Origin of the sequence: Chondromyces apiculatus DSM 436, from assembly GCF_000601485.1 — a bacterium.
Taxonomy (GTDB): Bacteria; Myxococcota_A; Polyangia; order Polyangiales; family Polyangiaceae; genus Chondromyces; species Chondromyces apiculatus.
Genome location: NZ_ASRX01000055.1, coordinates 68,506 through 86,265 on the forward strand (window position 1 = coordinate 68,506; position 17,760 = coordinate 86,265).

Consider the following 17,760-nt stretch of genomic DNA (forward strand, 5'->3'; position numbering starts at 1 on the left):
GCGCGGCAACGGCGCCGCTGGCTCCAGGCACCGACCTGCCCAGGACAGTCTTGGGAGAAATCGGTGCTCCCTGTATTCGCTGTGCGGGTTCCACTGGTAGACGCTCGTCAGGTTGTGCCTGATGAGTGTCCATGGTTCGAGGGGTACTGGCAAGCCTTTTGGCCCCCTCTCATGACCGGATCCGAGGGTTGGAGGGAGCGTCTTACGTCCGGAATTTACAGAGGATTCCCTGTCCCAGACAGGTGTCCGCTCCGGGCGGCGGGGAGCAACCCTAGGGTTCAACCCGAACGCACCCTAAGGGCAGCCGTCCCGCGGTGCACGGAGGTGTTCCATTGTGGATGAAGTGAGCAGGGAGGAAGGAGGGGGTCAGGAACCCAGGAGGCCCTTCAGCTTGACCACGAGCTGAAGGGCATCGAGCGGGGTCAGTCGGTCGATGTCGACCGCGCGTACCGTATCGAGCACCGCTGCCTGCTCCGCCGAGGGGGCCGGAGGAGGAGCCGCGAACAGGTCGAGCTGGATGGCCCCGGTGCGGGACCGCCCGCGCAGCGAGGCATGCTTGCCGCCGGGCAGCGCTGCGCCTCCCTCCAGCGTGCCCAGGATGGCCTTCGCCCTCGCGAGAACCCCTTCCGGGACCCCTGCGAGACGGGCGACGGCGACCCCGTAGCTGCGGCTTGCCGGCCCTGCCTCCAGCTTGTGCAAGAAGATGACGTCGTCACCGTGCTCCCGGGCCGACACGGAGTGGTTGGCGACCCCGGGACCACGGCGCGCGAGCTCCGTGAGCTCGTGGTAGTGCGTCGCGAACATGGCCCTGCAGCCGACGACATCGTGCAGATGCTCGGCGACTGCCCACGCGATCGCGAGCCCATCGTAGGTGCTCGTCCCTCTGCCGATCTCGTCGAGGATCACCAGCGACCGCCTCGTGGCTTCCCGCAGGATGGTCGCCGTCTCGCGCATCTCGACCATGAAGGTGCTCTCACCGCGGGCCACGTTGTCGCTGGCCCCCACGCGGGACAGGATGCGGTCGACCACCCCCACCTCCGCCGCCCGGGCCGGCACGTAGCTGCCGAGCTGCGCGAGCACCACGATCAGCGCCACCTGCCGCATCAGGGTCGACTTGCCGGCCATGTTCGGCCCCGTGATCAGCCACAGGCGCTCGCCCGAGAGATCCAGCGTCGTGTCGTTGGGCACGAAGTTTCCGGCAGCCGCATGACGCTCCACCACCGGGTGCCGGCCCGACTGGATGGCGATGGCATCTCCCAGCGTGATGTGCGGGCGCGCGTAGTCGTACCGGTGCGCCACGTCGGCGAGCGCTGACGCCACATCCCACTCGGCGAGGCGCCGGGCCAGGACGCGAACCCGGTCCGAAGCCTCCGCCACCCGGCTGACCAGACGTGAAAACAGCGCCGTCTCACGCTCCAGCGCGCGCGCACCGGCGTGCTCGATCTTGTCCGCCAGCTCGTCCAGCTCGTCGCTCGTGTACCGCTCCCCCGTGGCCACCGTCTGCTTGCGGCGAAACGTGTCGGGCACCTTGGACAGGTGGGTCCGGGTCACCTCGATGTACCAGCCGAAGACCCGGGTGTAGCGGACCCTGAGCGACGAAGCGCCTGTCTGTGCCCGCAGCTTGGCTTCGAGCGCCACGATGAGCTCCGTCCCGCTCTTCTCCAGCGCGCGCGACTCGTCGAGTTCCGCGTCGTAGCCCTCGCGAAAGATGCCCCCCTCACGCGCGTGCGGCGGCGGACGCTCGATCAGCGCGGACGCGAGCTCCTCCAGCAGCTCCCCCACCGGATCCACGTCCGCGCCGAGCACCCCATCGCCGTCCACCCCGCCGCCCCCCTCGTAGCTCTCCGACGAGGGCCCGCCGTCCACGAACGCGCGCTCTGCGGCGGGGATGGACCGGACTGCCGTGATCGCCGCGGGAGCTGCCGCGAGGCCATCCCGGAGCGCCCCCAGATCCCTCGGCGTGGCCTCGCCGAGCAGGGCACGCACCGCCAGCCGCTCCAGGTCACCGATCCCACCGAGCGCGTCCCGCAGGTCGGTGCGGGCCCGGGGGTGGGTCACGAACAGCTCCACGGCGTCCAGGCGGCGGCGGATGGCCCCGATGTCCGTGAGGGGCGCCAGCAGGCGGCGGCGGAGCAGGCGGGCCCCGGCCGGCGTGACGGTGGCGTCGATCACGTCGAGCAGCGAGCCGCGCCTCCCCCCGTCGGCAGCCCGCACCAGCTCCAGGTGCACCTGCGCGGTCTCATCGATCCGCAGCGTGCCCGAAGCCTCCTGGGGAGCCACGCGCCGCACCGGCACACGCGCCCCCGGGCTGCAGCGCCGCGCGAAGCGGAGCGCCCGCGCAGCAGCCCGGTTGGCGACGAGGGGGTGCTCGGTGAGCGCCTGCGCCGCGATCGGCTCGGCCGCAGCCTCGTCCAGCGTCGCAGCCACGTGCGCGTCCTCGAGGTCGTCGTCCTCGCGCAGCGCGGCCTGAGGGATCACCGCGCTTGCAGCCGCGCGCACGTCGTCCAGCCCCTTGCCGAAGAGGACCTCCCGCGGCTCGGCGCGGGCGAGCTCCGCGAGCAGCGTCGCGGCGTCGGGGAGGACGGCTGCCGACAGCTCCCCCGTGGAGAAATCGAGCAGCGAGAGCCCGTACATGGCCCGCCCCGGAGGCGCACCTGGCGCCGCGGCGACCGCATCGACCGCCGCGAGGTAGTGGTTCGCCCGCGCGTCGAGGTGCTCGCTCTCCGTCACCAGGCCCGGCGTGATCACCCGGACCACCTGCCGCGGCACCAGGCCCTTGATCTTCGAGGGGTCACCGAGCTGCTCGCAGATGGACACCTTGTGGCCGAGCGCGACGAGGCGGGCCACGTACCCGTGCGCCGCGTGGTGCGGGACGCCGGCCATGGGCACCTCCTCTGGCTCCCCCTTGTTGCGGCTGGTCAGCGTGAGGTTCAGCGCGCGGGAGACGAGCACTGCGTCCTCGTTGAACATCTCGTAGAAATCACCCATCCGGAAGAACAGGATGGCGTCGGGATGCACAGCCTTCGCATCCTCGTACTGACGCATCACCGGGGTCAGCTTCTTGCGGGCGGCGGACGGCGCAGGCGCAGACATCGGCGTGTAATTAGCCGCATGCGGCGCTGAGGTCCATGTACGCGCAGCCCGAGATCGGTCGTGTTCCTCGTGGAAGAAGGCAGCCGATGCCGGGAATGCACCCCGGCCTGGACCGCCGACGGCTCGGGACTGTCGGCTCAGTAGTACTGACGAGAAACGGAGAGCGAGCCCGGAAGGATCATCATCAGGCCCTCGAGCGACCCATCCGTCACGGCCAGCTCACCGGTCGCCGGGAGGAAGCGCATCGACTGAGGCTGGATGTCCGCGCCGCCGGCCGCGAGGTTCACGATGAGCGGCACGAAGGCCCCCTGCGTGGCGAAGCGGAACTGCATGTCACGCTGAGGCGGCACCAGGCAACGCCCGTCCTGGCAGGGCGTCCCCGGGCAGTCGGCTGCGGATCCGCATACCTTGCGCCCTTCGGTGATCGCGAGCTTCATCATCGGGCTGGTGAGGACCCTGGGATCTCCTTCGCAGATCGCCACGTCGTCGGGCCACCCTGCCGCCAGGGCGCAGCCTGGCGTCGAGGACGTGGACGAACGAACCCGAGCGTTCATGCGAGCCACCGTGGAATCGCAGGAGTTCCTGCACACGCTCGACACGGGGTCGACGATCACGTGATGAAGGAAGCCGGTGACCTGCGAGGTCGCGATCCACTGACTGCGTCCCCGCACCTGGTACGCAGCGGAGCCTGGGAAGCAGCAGTTGAGATCGGAGGAGGGCCCCCCGAGCGTGGGCGGATCGAGGACCAGGTGATCCTGGTAAGCCTCGCGGATGGTGAGCTCTCGCCGCGGCGAGGGCGACGCCGCCAGCCCGAACTCGGCGCGGCACGAGTCGTACGTGCACGTCCCCCGGCTCGGATCCGACCAGTGCGCGTTCGACTCGTCGGGCAGGTCCGAGACGATCGCCAAGAAGTCCGAGAGGGCCTGCACCGAGGCCTCCGACGCGTCTTCACCGGCCGCCTCGAGCTGCTCACGCACGCTCTCGGCGCTCTGGACACCGCGGCCACAGAACAGCCCCGCCGTGTCGTAGAGGTCCCAGCGCTTCTCCCGCGCGTCCGCGCCATCGCAGGCCCCCTCCACGCACCGCAGCGAGCCGGCGTTCGTGCTGAAGCCGGGGAGCGCCCCCTCGTAGGTCACGGCCCACGCTTGATTGGCGATGTGCGCGCGCGGATCCTCGAGGTTCATCCGCAGCGCGTTCCGGCCATCGATCTGGCCGGCGCGCAGGTAATCCAACTCCGGATCGGGGGCCGTGTCGATCACCAGCCTCTGCGCGCCCACCGCGAGCCCGAAAAAGGTGTCCGGGTCCGCCGGGAGCGGCGCCCGCATCTTCGGTTGCTCGTCGTCGTCGGAGAGCGCGGTGCCTGCGCGGTCGTAGAGGAGCGGCAGCGTCAGGAGACCCGGCTCGCCCCGCAGACCGCTCGTCTCGCTTGAGAACACGAAGTTCAGGCTGCGCGGCGTGTTGGGGACGACCACGTTGCACGACGGCTCGTTGGTGCTCGCGAGGTTTTCACTCCCCTCCCCCTGGCAGCGATCTCCGACATCCTTCGGGGGTAGCTGGGGACCATTACCGTCGGAATCTTCAGGCGCGGACGAGTTGGCCTGATCCGGGTCGTAGTGGAACGGACAGAGGTCCGTGGCGTCGGGGATGCCGTCCGCGTCCATGTCTCCGGGAGGCGCGTTCGGCGGAGGACCGTGGCCGGACGGACCCACCGCGGAGCACCCCAGGGTCTCGCTGAAGATCTTGGGTCCGCGGCACGAGGCGTCGAGATCGTCGATGTCGATCACGCTGATCTGCGCGTTCGTGAGGAGCGCGAACGCGAACGTACCGCGCAGCCGCGTGGGGCTCGCGCCGCTGTCGAAGGCCGCCGACGTGCGGTACAGCGTCTCCAGATCGCAGCTCGGATCGGCCGTGTCGCTGCACACGTCGAGCGTCGGGTTCGGATCGCAGCGGATGCCGGTCGTGGCGACGCCGGTCTCCGGATCGACCACCGGCAGATCCCGATCGATGATGAGGATGTCGCGCACCGGGGCGTTGAACCGCACCCGATCCGGAGGGATGAACGGGTTCCACTCCGGGTGCGGCCGCGCGATCGGGGTCCGCTGCGTCGCGCCGTCGCTCACGTCGAAGACCATCAGGTCGCCTTCGTCCGCGTCGACTGCGTACAGGTAGCGCCGGAAGTCCACGGTGGACGAGTTGCTCACCGCGATGCGGGTCGTGGTCACCACCCGGGTCGGATCGTCCATCGATCCCGTCACCAGCGGCGGACGCTCCACCGGCGCACAAGGCGTCGCCATGTCGATCGCGTGCACGAGCGGCAGCTCCAGGTCCGCGACGAACAGCCGCTCGCCGCTCAGCGCGATCCCTGCGGGCCTCGGCGCGCCGAGCGGCAGCGTCGAGGGCGTGAGCAGCTCGGGGTTCACGCACGCCGCCGCCGGAGGCGGGCTCGGCGGATCTCCCGGGGGTGGCACCTCGGCCTTGAGCGGCACCCACCGCTCCACGGGGCAGCTCGCGTACGAGCCTGGATGGCGGTCGAGGAGCCGCTGGGCGTCGATCACCACGAAGCCGCCCATCTCGGGCAGCGTCACCACGAGCTTCTGCCGCCCCAGCCCTTCGGCGCTCAGATCACCGTGCTGGTAAGGCGTGACCGGCTCCCCTTCGTCGGCCACGTAGCTCGCCCCGTAGGCGACGTCGCAGGAGCCGCGCTCCCCCTCAGGCCCCGCTGGATCCACGACGAGCAGTATCTCTCCTGGCGCAGAGGGGAGAGAGCATGCGGGCCACGAGTTCAGCTCCGTGGGGGGCCGCTCTGCCGCTGGCCGGATGAGGTGGGAAGGCAGCGCGAAGAGCCCTTCCCGACCCACCTCGGCGGTGGCCACGAACGTCGCCGTCCCTCCCGTCGTCGACACGATGTCGACCGGCAGGGCACCCACGTGCAGGAAGTTCGCGCCCGGCACGCCCGGATCCTGATCCAGCACCGGGCTCACCGTGGTGGACATGTCGACCACCGCCACCTCACCGCGGGTCGTCTGGGTGACGAGCGCGTAGAGGTGCGGCAGGGTCGTGTTCCCCTCCTCGTCGACCCCGTAGTCGTCCACGCTGGTGGCGCTGCGCCGCGAGCACGCCGTCAGCGGCAGACCCGGCGCCTCTCCCGGCGCCGCGAGGCACACGAACGAGCTACGCCCGGATCGCTCGAGCGACCGGACATCTACGGTGACGGCTTGCTGCGCGCATCCCCCTGCCACGACCGTGGCCGAGGCGAACACGGGGAGGGCGAGCGCGGCGGCGCGGCGGATCATTGCGACTCCTGGGGCGACTCTGGCTGACCCAGCGTCAGGATCATGGATCCAAAGGTCTCTGGACGGCGCGCGTCGAGATCGACGACGCCGATGTACGAATCCGTGAAATGCCCCACGTACATGAACGAGTGCGCCCGCGCCCCGACGCTGCCCTGCACCTCCACGGAGGGCGGCGGCGCGAAGGTGTCGAAGGCGATCGCGTGAGGCCCGCGGCCGGTGCGGATGATCGCGTCGATGCGACGCCCCACCGGGTCGTACGAGAAGATGAAGCGGGAGTCGAAGGCCACGGCGAAGACCCGCAGCGCCGGCAACCCGTCCTTGTCGATGATGTGCCCGATGGAGACCCGCGAAGCCCCGTAAGCAAGCGGCACCGTGTCGTGGATCTCCAGCGTCTCGTACGCGCTCGTGAAGCGCTGCGGCCCGCAGAGCTGCGTCCCCTCCGGGGGCACCCCCTCGAAAGGCACCGGCACCGTGCGCGCTTTCCCGACGATCAGCGACGCCGGGGAGCGGTTGGCGACGAAGAAGCGGACCGGGATCTCCGTGCAGGCGGCCATGCACGAGATCCTCCCGTCCGAGCACCCTTCCCCGCACGCCTCCCACTGCGCCTCGCACGCCGACTCGCACGCGCGCCGCTCGCTGTCGTCCACCGCGACGCCGCGCGAGTCGGCCCCGCTCGTGTTGACGGTGATCCCGAGCTGGAGCGCGCGCGTCAGGTACCCCCGCGGCGGGTCCGATCCCGCGTCTGGCTCATAGCGAAGCAGGTCCAGCACCGGCTGCGCGCGGTACGTCATCAGGAACCCCGACTGGTAGCTGATCGCGTCCCCGCATGCCGCCACGAGCCCCGGCACGGGCAGCCCCGCGACCTCGGTCGGCCCGGCCGCGAGCCCCGAGAGGACGTACGTGAGCGCGGGCTTGGCGTCCCAGGGGTTCACGATCAGGCTCGCCGCCGTCTGGGTCTGGTGCGCCGTGACGATCGCGCTCCCTGCCGGGCTCGACGCGATCCCCACCGGCTCCAGGGGCAGCCGGAGCGCCCGCGGGCTCTCGTAGGCATTCTCGCCGATGCGGTAGTCGGCGCCGCACCTCCCCTGGCTGTCCGCGCCGCAGTCGAGCCGCACCGAGCGCTCGCAGGCCGAGGGGTTCGCCGCGCACGAGCGATCGTCGTCCACCTCGAAGAACGAGATCGAAGGATCGCCGCGTACCGGGATGAAGAGGCGCGCCCCCTCCCCTTGCCCCTCCGGCGGGTGCACCATGATCGCGCCCGACGCGAACGCCCCGATGATGGCCGAGCGACGGATGAACCCCTCGACGCCGAGCGGCGCGCAAGGACCGGGGTAGAGCACCGGGTTCGGGTTCTTGCCGATGGCCCCGCACGGGACCCCACCGCCTTGCAGGATGCCCTCGCACGCGGCTTTGAAGCTCGCCGACGACGCCTCGTCTTCTCCGGGCAGCGGCGCGAAGCCCGAAAGCGCCCCCTGGAGGCACAGCGCCCGCTCCGTCAACCCCCCCGCGCCGGACAGCGCGAGCGCCTGCACCGTGCCGCCGTTGTACCGGAGATCGAAGTCGGAGTTGGCCACGTAGAGCGTCTGCCCACCGGGCGACACCGCGAGGCCCGTGGGAAAGTAGAAGCGGTCGACGGGTGGAGCGAGCCCCCCGTCCGCGCTGAAGCACCCGGCGGCCGCAGCCCCGACGGCGACGGCGATCGTGAGCCCTGCACACGTCGCACGTGGCCAGTGGGTGGTTGCACGGGTAAGCATCATGCGGCCGCGGAGCCTAGTCAGCAGGTCCTAGCGAGGCAACCCGCTCGGGGCTGTCCGGTAGTGACGCCCGTCACCTGGAGGGTGGTCCCGCCGCCCCCCATGCCCCCCCGCCACGGCCTCTGACCTGACGCTTGCAAGGGAATTGCAAGGGAACGAAGCTCAATGCGCGGCGGCATCTCCCTGGTCCAACCCCTCCCTGGCGAGCGGGCAATCGGTGCTCGCCAGGCTGCGCCCTTCGGTGCCGACACCCCACGACCCGAGCCTGCGCCGTCTGTGCCCGCCGTGCTCGGGGACTACACGATCACCCGCCGGATCGGCGCGGGGGCCATGGGCGTCGTCTACGAGGCCGTGGATCGCCGCGACGGGCACCGCGTCGCGCTCAAGACCCTCGAATGCATGGACCCGTCCGGGCTCTACCGTCTCAAGCAGGAGTTCCGCGCCGCGGCAGACATCGCGCACCCCAACCTGGTGACCCTGTACGAGCTCGTCTCGGATCACGGCACCTGGTTCTTCACCATGGAGCTGGTGGAGGGGAAGAACTTCCTCGGCCACGTCGCCCTCCCTTGCACCGTGAGCGACACCGCTCCCCGTGACCTCGCCAACGGCGCCGACCTCGCCGACCACGCGTCGGCGGGCGTCACCCTGGACGCGGCAGTCGTCCGCACCCTGCAGAGCGGACAGGTCCCGCGCAACTACCCACCGCGCTCCCAGACCTCCACCGGCCCTGCCCGTTCGTCGGAGCCCCCCACCCTGCGCCGCCTCCCGCCTTCCTTCCCCGCGCCTCGACCTGCCGCGCGGATCGATCTCCTGCGGCCGGCCCTCCTCCAGCTCGCGCACGCCGTCGATGCCCTTCACCGCGCCGGCAAGGTTCACCGGGACATCAAGCCGGCCAACCTACTGATCACCCCCGAAGGCCGCCTCGTCGTGCTCGACTTCGGGCTGACCGGCGCTCCGGGCGAGCGAGATGGCCACGATGGTGAAGGTACCCCCGGCTACATGGCACCAGAGCAGGCCAACGGCGGCGCGGCGAGCACCGCGAGCGACTGGTACGCCGTCGGCGGCGTCCTTTACCACGCACTGACGGGGAGGCTCCCCTTCCGCGGAAGCGCCCTGGAGATCCTCAGCGCCAAGCTGGAGCGCGAGCCCCCCCCACCGTCGGCGGTGACCCTGGGTATCCCGCCCGATCTCGACGTGCTCTGCAGCGCCCTCCTCCGCCGCGACCCAGCCCGACGTCCCACCGGGCCCGAGGTGATCCGCGCCCTCGTCCAGGCCACCACCCCCCTGCCCTCGCACGACATCCTCACCGACAGCGCCCGCCCGGAGCTGCCCGAGAGCGGCAAGCTGGTCGGCCGCGCGAGCGCGCTCGAAGTCCTGATCGACGCCTACCAGGCCACCGAGCCAGGCGTCCCGGTGTGGATCCAGGTGCACGGACCGGCTGGCGTCGGCAAGACGGCGTTGCTGCGCCACTTCGCCCAGCGCGCTCAGCGCGGAGAGTTCGCCCTTGCTCCCCGCTTCCTCCGCACCCGAGCGCACGTGGGCCATACGGGCCACGCGGGCCACGCGGGAGCCCCGGCAATTCCCTCGGCTTCCTCGGCCTTCCCTCCCTCCTCGGCCTTCCCTCCCTTCTCGGCCTTCCCCCCCTCTTCTCCCTTCCCCTCCTCGGCCTTCCCCCCTTCCTCCACCGCGCTTGCGCTGGAGCGAAGCCCCCAGCCAGGCAACCTGCAGGAGGATCCCTTCACCGATCCCACGAGCGACACCGCCCCCATGACGGTCCGGGTCATCCGCCGCGATCGCTGCAGCCCGAGCTGGGCTCCTCGCGGCTGGACCTGCCGTAGCTGGCCTCCTCCTTCGGCCCTCGGCCTGGGCGCCACCGTGCTCCAGGGCCGCTGCCACGAGCGCGAGACTTTCCCCTTCAAGTCCCTCGACGGCATCACCGACGCCCTGAGCCGACTTCTGGGCGCTTCCGGCACACAGCCCGCCTTCGCCGAAGGCTTCGACGGTGACAGCTCGCTCGTCGCCCGAGCGTGCAGAGACCTCACGCCTGACGATGCGCTCGCGCTCCTGCGCCTGTTCCCGGTCCTGACGCGCATCCCTTCCCTCGCCGAGACCGCGGGCGTGACCTCGGCCGTCCTCGCCCGCGACCCGAGCGCGAGCCCCCACCGCCCCCTGGTCAGGCAGCAAGCGGCCAGTGCCCTCAAAACCCTGCTCGGCGCCCTCGCCGCGCGGTCCCCGCTCATCATCGTCCTCGACGACCTGCAGTGGGGAGATCGCGAGAGCGCCGAGCTGCTCCGCGAGGTCCTGACCCCTCCGAACGCTCCCGCACTCCTTCTTCTGACAGCCCACCGGAGCGACACCGCGGCCGACCTGCCTCCAGCCTGCGCCGATCTCGCCGCCGCGATCGGCGCTCCTCGGGTCCTTGCTCTGGACCCTCTCCCCAGAGAGGAGGCCCGCAAGCTTGCCCTCGATCGGCTCCAGGGCAGCGCGACCCCCGAGGCGCATGCCGAACGGATCGCGGCGGAGGCCTCGGGCTGTCCCCGGAGCCTCGAGATCCTGGCCCGTCACGCCCGCGAGGGAGGACGCCCTCTCATGAAGGAGGCGCTCGCCACCCGGATCGCCGCCTTGCCCCCGAAGGCACGCCGGCTCCTCGACATCGTGACGGCCCAGAACGCCCCCATGTGCCGCCAGAGGGCCCTCGAAGCCGCAGGAATGGGGGCCGCGCAGGCCATGCAGCTTCTCTGCGCCACCTGGCTGATAAGGCTTGACGTCAGCCCCGCTGGACCCGTGGTCAGCGCCACGCATCCGCGCCTCTGCGCCCAGCTCCTCCTCGAGTCCCCCGCCCCGTAGCCCTCTCCCCCCCGCAGCAGAGCGCCCTGCACACCGCCAGAACGGCCGTGATTCAGGCCTTTCGTCAGCAAATACCCACACCCTGCGAGCAGGTGTCGAGAGCGGCGCGAGGACGCATTCAGCACGCCCCCTTCACGTAACCCTCGGAGAGACGCCGAGCCTTTGCTACGGTGGCTGCCGGGACGATGGCCGAACTCGCAGCCGCCCTCCTCCTGGGCATATCTCTCATTGGGCTGGTTTTCTGGTACTTCTATATGAAGGACCGAAACCGCCGTAATGGCGCGGTCATAGCCCAGCAAGGCAAAACCACCCGCGGCTCTGCCGACGAGCAGAGCGACGCTCCATCCAAGGAGAGCGCCGAACCACCGGCTTCGGAGCCGGTCCCCACTGGACGCACGGTGACTGCACCGCGACGCCGCAGCGGACCGGACTACGAAGACGACGACGACGTGGGGACCAAGGAGGAGGACGACGACCTCACCTTGATCACCCTCACGCCTCCGGAGGTCATCAACTCGCCGATCTCGCGCCCGAGCACCCCTTCCTACGGCGACGAGGAAGAGGAAGCCCGCGAGGATCGCGAGGCCGAGCAGCCCTCTGCGGTGCCCATCATCTACGACGACGACGCCGCGGTCGACGAGCCCACCAGCTCCTCTCCGCTGGTGCTCATCAGCGCCGTGGGCCAGACCCACCTGGGCCAGAAGCGCCGCAAGAACGAGGACTGCTACCTCTGCCTCGACGACTACCACCTCTTCGCGGTCGCGGACGGGATGGGCGGGCACAAGGGAGGCGACGTCGCCAGCCGGCTCGCCGTGGAGACCATCCAGAAGGTCTTCGAGGAAGGAAGCTGGACCGAGGGCCCCTACCCCGACGTCCCCCGGCGCGGCAGCGAGCTTGCGAGTTCCATCCAGCGCGCCAACAAGACCGTCTACGACGCGGCGCAGGTGGACAAGTCGCTGATGGGCATGGGCACCACGCTGATCAGCGCCCGCTTCTCGCCCAACAAGCAGCGCCTCTACGTCGGGCACGTCGGCGACAGCCGGTGCTACCGCCTGCGTGACGGGGAGCTTCGTCAGCTCACCACCGATCACACCATGGGGGCGGCCGGCATCACCGGCCCGCTCGCCAACCACCTCAGCCGCGCCCTCGGCGTGGCCGCCGCGGTGAAGATCGATCTGGTCATCGCCCGCCCCCGCCCCGGGGACGTGTACCTGCTCTGCTCGGATGGCCTCTCCAAGATGGCCAACGACGACGCCATCCAGGATGTCCTCATCGCGCAGCCCGATCCCGAGAAGGCTGCCAATGCGCTCATCGAGCGCGCCAACGAGGGCGGCGGCCGCGACAACATCACCGTCGTCCTGGTCCGCGTGAGCGACCCCAAGGATCTCGCCCAGGTGGTGAAGCGCTCCGCGTGAGCGCTCCTCCTTGGAGAGTTCGCGGAAACTTTCTCACCAAAATCAGCAGTCATGTCGCCGCTTTAACGCTGCAGGTCACGCCTGATCGGCGCTTGACGCGGTCGCCCACCGCAGCCTGAATGCAACGCGGTGCGACGCGCTGCCACGCTGCTCTGCGGCCTGCTCTCTCTCTGCATTCCCTGCATCACCGCGCCTGCTGCCGCGCAGGTCGCGGGCGGCCCGCCCGTCGCGGTCCGGCTCGAACTCCACCAGGCGCCGAACGTGACGCTGTGCCCCGGCGAAGAGCGCCTCCGCCAGGAGATCATGGTGCGCACGGGTCACGACCCGTTCAGCGCCACCGCCACGCGAACCCTCTCTGTCTCCATCGAGCGCCTCGGCGATCGGCTCGTGGGCAAGATCCTCTACCTCGACGGGACCACCCGGCTCGACGAGCGCACGTTCCTGGTCGCCGACCTGCCCTGCAACTGCTGGTCGCTCTTCACCTACCTCGCCGTCGCCATCGCCTTCACCCTCTCCCCCCTCCAGGCTGCGCAGGAGGTGCAGGAGACCCCCTTCTCCCCTCCCCCTTGCCCGGTCTGCCCTCCCGGGGCCCCCTGCCCGAGCCCCGCTGCGGCCTCACCAGCACCGCGCGCGTCACGCGCGTCGGGCGACACGTCAGCGCCTCCCCCCGCGCCAGGCCACCCCGGCCTTCAGCTCGGCATCGGCGGAGAGTTCGTGCTCGGGTGCGCCACCGCGCTCGCGGGGACTGCCCTCGTCCAGTTCGAACCCCGCTGGCGCGACTTCTCGCTCCCCCTCGAAGCCCGCCTCCGGTTTCCTGCCGTCGGTGAAGGAGACCAGGGCACCCCGCTCGACGTGACCATCTACTCTGCCGCCATCGCCCCTTGCCTCCACGAAGGGCGCGCCTTCGCCTGCGCCGTCGGCGAGCTTGGCGCGCTCCGCTTGCGCGACCTCGAACGCGCCCAGGGCACGAGCTTCAACCCTGTCTTCTTCGTCGGAGCGCGCATGGGCCTCGAGGTCCCCCTCGTCGATCGCCTCATCCTCCAGCTCCGGGCCGATCTCATGGCCACCATCACCCCCGGCCCCCTCGAACTCGGGGACGACCGCTGGCGCGCATCTCCCCTCTCCGCTGGGCTCGGCGGCACCTTCATGATGAGGTTCTGAGGCTCACGGCGGCGGGGGTGGTGGGGAGAATTTCCCGCTGCGTACGCCGGTCTCCACGAGGCACGCGCTGCCGCGGAGGGTGCGCGCGCCACGGATCACAACGCACGACTCACGACCGACGCCCGGAGGCCACCTCGAATCTGGCCCGTGGGGGGTGATTTCGCGTAGTCTCATGAGCAGTGCTCCCCCAGTTTGCGCCGAGCGATCGCTTCGTGATCGACGCCCGCGCCGGCAGTGGCGGGATGGGAGACATCTACAAGGGCGTGGACCGAGAGACCGGCGGCCAGGTCGCCATCAAGCTGCTCCGCCCCACGGCCTCGCCCCACGAACGCGCCCGCTTCGCCCGCGAGGTCGCCGTCCTCGCCGATCTCCGCCACCCCAACATCGTCCAGTACATCGCCCACGGCACCTGGCGCGACGACCGCCTCTTCTTCGCCATGGAGTGGCTCGACGGCGAGGATCTCGGCCAGCGGCAGCGGCGCGCACCCCTCGGCATGCGCGACGCCGTGGAGGTCGTGCGCCGCAGCGCCGCGGCCATGGCCGCCATCCACGCCCGCGGCGTCGTCCACCGCGACCTGAAGATGTCCAACATCTTCCTCCTCCGCGGCCGCGGCACCGCCGTCAAGCTCATCGACTTCGGCGTGGTCAAGCCCCAGGTCCCCGACGAGTACCCCACCGAGCGCGGCACCATCATCGGCACCCCCCACTTCATGGCCCCCGAGCAGGCCAAGGGCGAGCCCATCGACGTGCGCGCCGACGTCTACTCCCTCGGCGCGGTGCTCTTCCGCCTCGTCACCGGCCGCAACGTCTTCGAGACCGAGCACGTCATCGCCTTGCTCGGGCGCCTCGTCCTCGAAGATCCCCCGCGCGCCCAGCAGATCCGCTTCGACGTCCCCGAGGCCCTCGACGAGGTGATCTCCAACTGCCTCGCCCGCGACCGCGACGCGCGCTACGAGGACGGCGGCGAGCTCGCCCGCATCCTCGCCCGCGTCGCCGCGCAGGTCCTCAACAACGACCCCCCTGCCACCGACAGATCCGCCTCCGCGATCCGCCGCGCCACGCAGATCCCCGAGTCCAAGCCCCTCTCGTCGTCCCAGCCCCTCTCCTCGACGAGCGGCGTGAACAGCGAGCTCGGCACCCCCTCCCGGCCTGGCGTGAGCGAGCGCCGCGTCGTCGCCTGCGTCCTCTACGACCTCGGCGGGGCCGAGCTCTCGCCCGATCTCCACGCCACCCTCCGCGACGTGCTCGGCGACGACGCCCGCCTCGAACCCCTCGCCGGCAACCAGCTCGTCGCCGTGCTCGGCGTGGATCGCTCCCGCGGCGACGAGCCCCTGCGCGCCGCCCGCGCCGCCCTCACCGTCGCCCGCGCCCTGCCCGGCGCCCGCGTCGCCCTCGCCATCGGCCGCGCCACGCGCGCTACCGGGGGCCGCCAGAGCATCACCGGCGAGGCCCTGGAGCGCGCCGCCCGCCAGCTCGAAGCCGCCGCACCGGGCACCGTGCGCGTCGACGGCGCCGCCACGGCGGCCCTCGCGGGCCGCTTCGTCGTCCAGGAAGATCCGAAGGGCGGCGTCCTCCTCCACGAGGACACCCTCGGCCTCGACGGCCGCCGCCTCATCGGCCGCCCCTCACCCACCATCGGCCGCGACCACGAGCTCACCCTCCTGCAGGGCATCTACAGCGACATCCTCACCGACGGCACCCCCCGCGCCGCCGTCGTCACCGGCCCTGCCGGCATCGGCAAGAGCCGCGTCCGCTCCGAGCTGGTCCAGCGCCTCGAAGCCTCCCCGAAGCCCCCGCTCGTCATGCTCTGCCGCGGCGACCCCATGAGCCGCGGCGCCAGCATCTCCGCCCTCGGCCGCGCCCTGCGCGCCCTGATGGGCATCCACGATGGCGAGAGCGCCGACGAGCAGATGCAGAAGGTCGCCTACCACGTCTCGACCCGCCTGCCCCGCACCCTCCGCTTCCTCTCCGCCTTCCTCGGCGAGATCATCGGGGTCCCTTTCCCCGACGAGAACGACGAGCCCCTCCGGGCTGCGCGCGGCAGCGCCCAGATCATGCAGTCCCGCATGCGCATGGCCCTCGAAGCGTACATCCGCTCCCAGGCCGAGCGCGCCCCGCTCGTGGTGGTCATCGAGGACCTGCACTGGGTCGACGACACCACCATCGACCTCGTCGACTGGCTCCTCGGGTGCACCGACCTCCGCTTCGGCGTGCTCGCCTTCGCGCGCCCCGAGATCGACACCCGCCTCCCCACCCTCTGGGAGCGGCGCAACCTCACCCGCCTCACCCTCCCGCCCCTCTCGCCCCACGCCGCCGAGCGCCTCGTCGCCGCCGTCCTCCCGCGCGAGACCACCGCCATGCGCACCGCCCTCGTCCAGCGCGCCGGCGGCAACGCCCTCTTCCTCGAAGAGCTGGTGCGCAGCGCCGCCGAGGGCCGCGACGACGTCCCCCTCACCGTCCAGTCCCTCGTCCAGCTCCGCCTCGACCGCCTCTCCCCCGACGCCCGCGAGGTCCTCCGCGCCGCTTCCGTGTTCGGGCAGTGCTTCTGGACCGCCGGCGTCGCCACCCTCCTCGAACGCTCCGCCACCGCGGAGCTGACGGCGCTCGAAGCCAGCGAGATCATCACCCGCCAGCCCGAGTCCCGCATCGCGAACCACGTGGAGTGGATGTTCTGCCAGGCCCTGGTGCGCGACGTTGTCTACGCCTCCCTCCTCGACGAGGACCGCGCCGCGCTCCACCTCTCCGCCAGCGCCTGGCTCGAAGCGGTGGGCGACGTCGACGCCGCCCTCATCGCCCACCACGCCGACGCCGGCGGCGACCGCACCCGCGCCGCCGTCCTCTACGCCCACGCCACCCACCACGCCATCACCCGCGGCGCCCAGCTCGTCACCGCCCTAGAACTCGCCAGCCGCGGCCTCGCCTGCGGCGCCAGCGGCGAGCTCCGCGCCGGCCTCCTCCTCGACAAGGCCCACGCCCACGCCGGCATGGGCCAGCTCCACGAGGGCATCCAGGCCGCCCAGGAAGCCGCGAGCCTCGCCGCCCCCAGCTCCGACCTCTGGGGCGAGGCCCACCGCCTCGCCGCCGGCACCCTCATGGAAGCCGGCCTCAGCGCCGACGGCGACGCCCTCGCCGCCTGGGCTGCGCGCCCCGACGTCGCCCCTGGCCTCTCCCCGTCGCTGCGCGCCGCCCTCCTCGCCGTCCGCGTCCGCGGCCTCGTCGATCTCGATCGCCCCCGCGAGGCCCTCGACGTCGCCCGCCACGCCGTCGACACCGCCCGCGCCTCCGGCTCCCCCGTCGCCGTCACCCGCGCCCTCGACGCCCTCCTCTTCGCCATGCCCCCGGGCGAGATCTCCGACGCCATCACCACCGGCCTCTCCCTCGTCCAGGCCGCCGAGGATGCCGGCGACGCCCTCATCGCCACCCGCGCCCGCCTCAACACCGCCTCCCTCCTCAACCAGGTGGGCCTCTTTGAGGACGCCCAGACCCTGCTCACCCGCGCCCTCGGCGACGCCAGGAGCCGCCGCATGCGCATCCTCGAAGCCGCGGCCTTGCACAACCTCGGCATGACCCACGCCCGCCTCGGGGATCTCGACAGCGGCATCGAGCACGAGCGCCAGGCGGGCCTCATCGCCGACGAGTGCCAGGCTGCCCGCCTGCGCATCCAGACCCGCACCTACGAGGTCATCTTCCTCATCTGGCGCGGCGCCCCTGGAGACATGGCCACGGCCCTCTCCCTCGCCACCCGCCTCTGCGACGAGACCAGCCGCTACCCTGCCCTCCAGGTCACCGCCTGGTTCACCCTCGCCCGGGCCCAGCTCACCCGCCGCGCGTACGAAGGCGCCCTCGTTGCGGCCCGCGAGGCCTACCAGCGCCTCGCCGGGGGCCCCATCGAGGAGTGGGAGGAGTACACCCGCCTCACCCTGGTCGAGGCCCTCATCGCCACGGGCCACCTCACCGAGGCCGACGCCATCCTCGACGAGGCCTTCCACATCCTCCTTGAGCGTGCCAAGCGCATCCACAACCCCTACCAGCGCAGCGCCTTCCTGCGTCGCAACGACGAGATCGACAGGCTCCTGCACCTCGCCCGCGAGCGCCTCGGCAGAACCTTGCCCCCCCTCGACGCCACCGCCGACCAGCGCACCCCCACCATGGGGCCGAACTCCACCAGGTAAAGCCGCCGCGCCGAACGCGCCCCGT

7 protein-coding genes are annotated in these 17,760 nt (G+C 71.4%); 4 read left to right on the forward strand and 3 right to left on the reverse strand.

Annotation, left to right across the window (positions count from 1 at the left end):
- Positions 1-366: 366 nt before the first annotated feature.
- The 3 genes from mutS to CAP_RS29735 form a co-directional block, all read right to left on the reverse strand.
- Entirely contained in the window at positions 367-3,093 is a 2,727-nt protein-coding gene (gene mutS / locus CAP_RS29725) for a DNA mismatch repair protein MutS (protein ID WP_044247037.1), read from the reverse strand.
- A 137-nt stretch (positions 3,094-3,230) separates the two neighbouring features.
- Positions 3,231-6,386: an LVIVD repeat-containing protein gene (locus CAP_RS29730; RefSeq protein WP_052376323.1), complete on the reverse strand. Its 3,156-nt coding sequence runs from the start codon at positions 6,384-6,386 to the stop codon at positions 3,231-3,233.
- On the reverse strand, positions 6,383-8,143 hold the full coding sequence (locus tag CAP_RS29735; protein WP_052376324.1) for an SMP-30/gluconolactonase/LRE family protein: 1,761 nt from the start codon (positions 8,141-8,143) through the stop codon (positions 6,383-6,385). Before CAP_RS29735 ends, CAP_RS29730 begins: the two co-directional genes overlap by 4 nt.
- A gap of 273 nt (positions 8,144-8,416) precedes the next feature.
- On the opposite strand from CAP_RS29735, the gene CAP_RS29740 reads away from it, so the two are divergent.
- From CAP_RS29740 to CAP_RS29755, 4 genes are all read left to right on the forward strand, one after another.
- A complete protein-coding gene (locus tag CAP_RS29740; RefSeq protein ID WP_197041409.1) occupies positions 8,417-10,987 on the forward strand; it encodes a serine/threonine-protein kinase in 2,571 nt (856 codons plus the stop codon).
- Positions 10,988-11,385: 398 nt separating this feature from the next.
- Positions 11,386-12,402, forward strand: a complete 1,017-nt coding sequence (locus CAP_RS48880; protein ID WP_231511761.1) for a PP2C family protein-serine/threonine phosphatase — start codon at positions 11,386-11,388, stop codon at positions 12,400-12,402.
- 129 nt (positions 12,403-12,531) lie between these two features.
- Entirely contained in the window at positions 12,532-13,563 is a 1,032-nt protein-coding gene (locus tag CAP_RS29750) for a hypothetical protein (RefSeq protein ID WP_044247040.1), read from the forward strand.
- Positions 13,564-13,742: 179 nt separating this feature from the next.
- Positions 13,743-17,735 carry a serine/threonine-protein kinase gene (locus CAP_RS29755; protein ID WP_052376325.1) on the forward strand — a complete coding sequence of 1,331 codons (3,993 nt, stop codon included), beginning with the start codon at positions 13,743-13,745 and terminating at the stop codon, positions 17,733-17,735.
- Positions 17,736-17,760 lie beyond the last annotated feature (25 nt).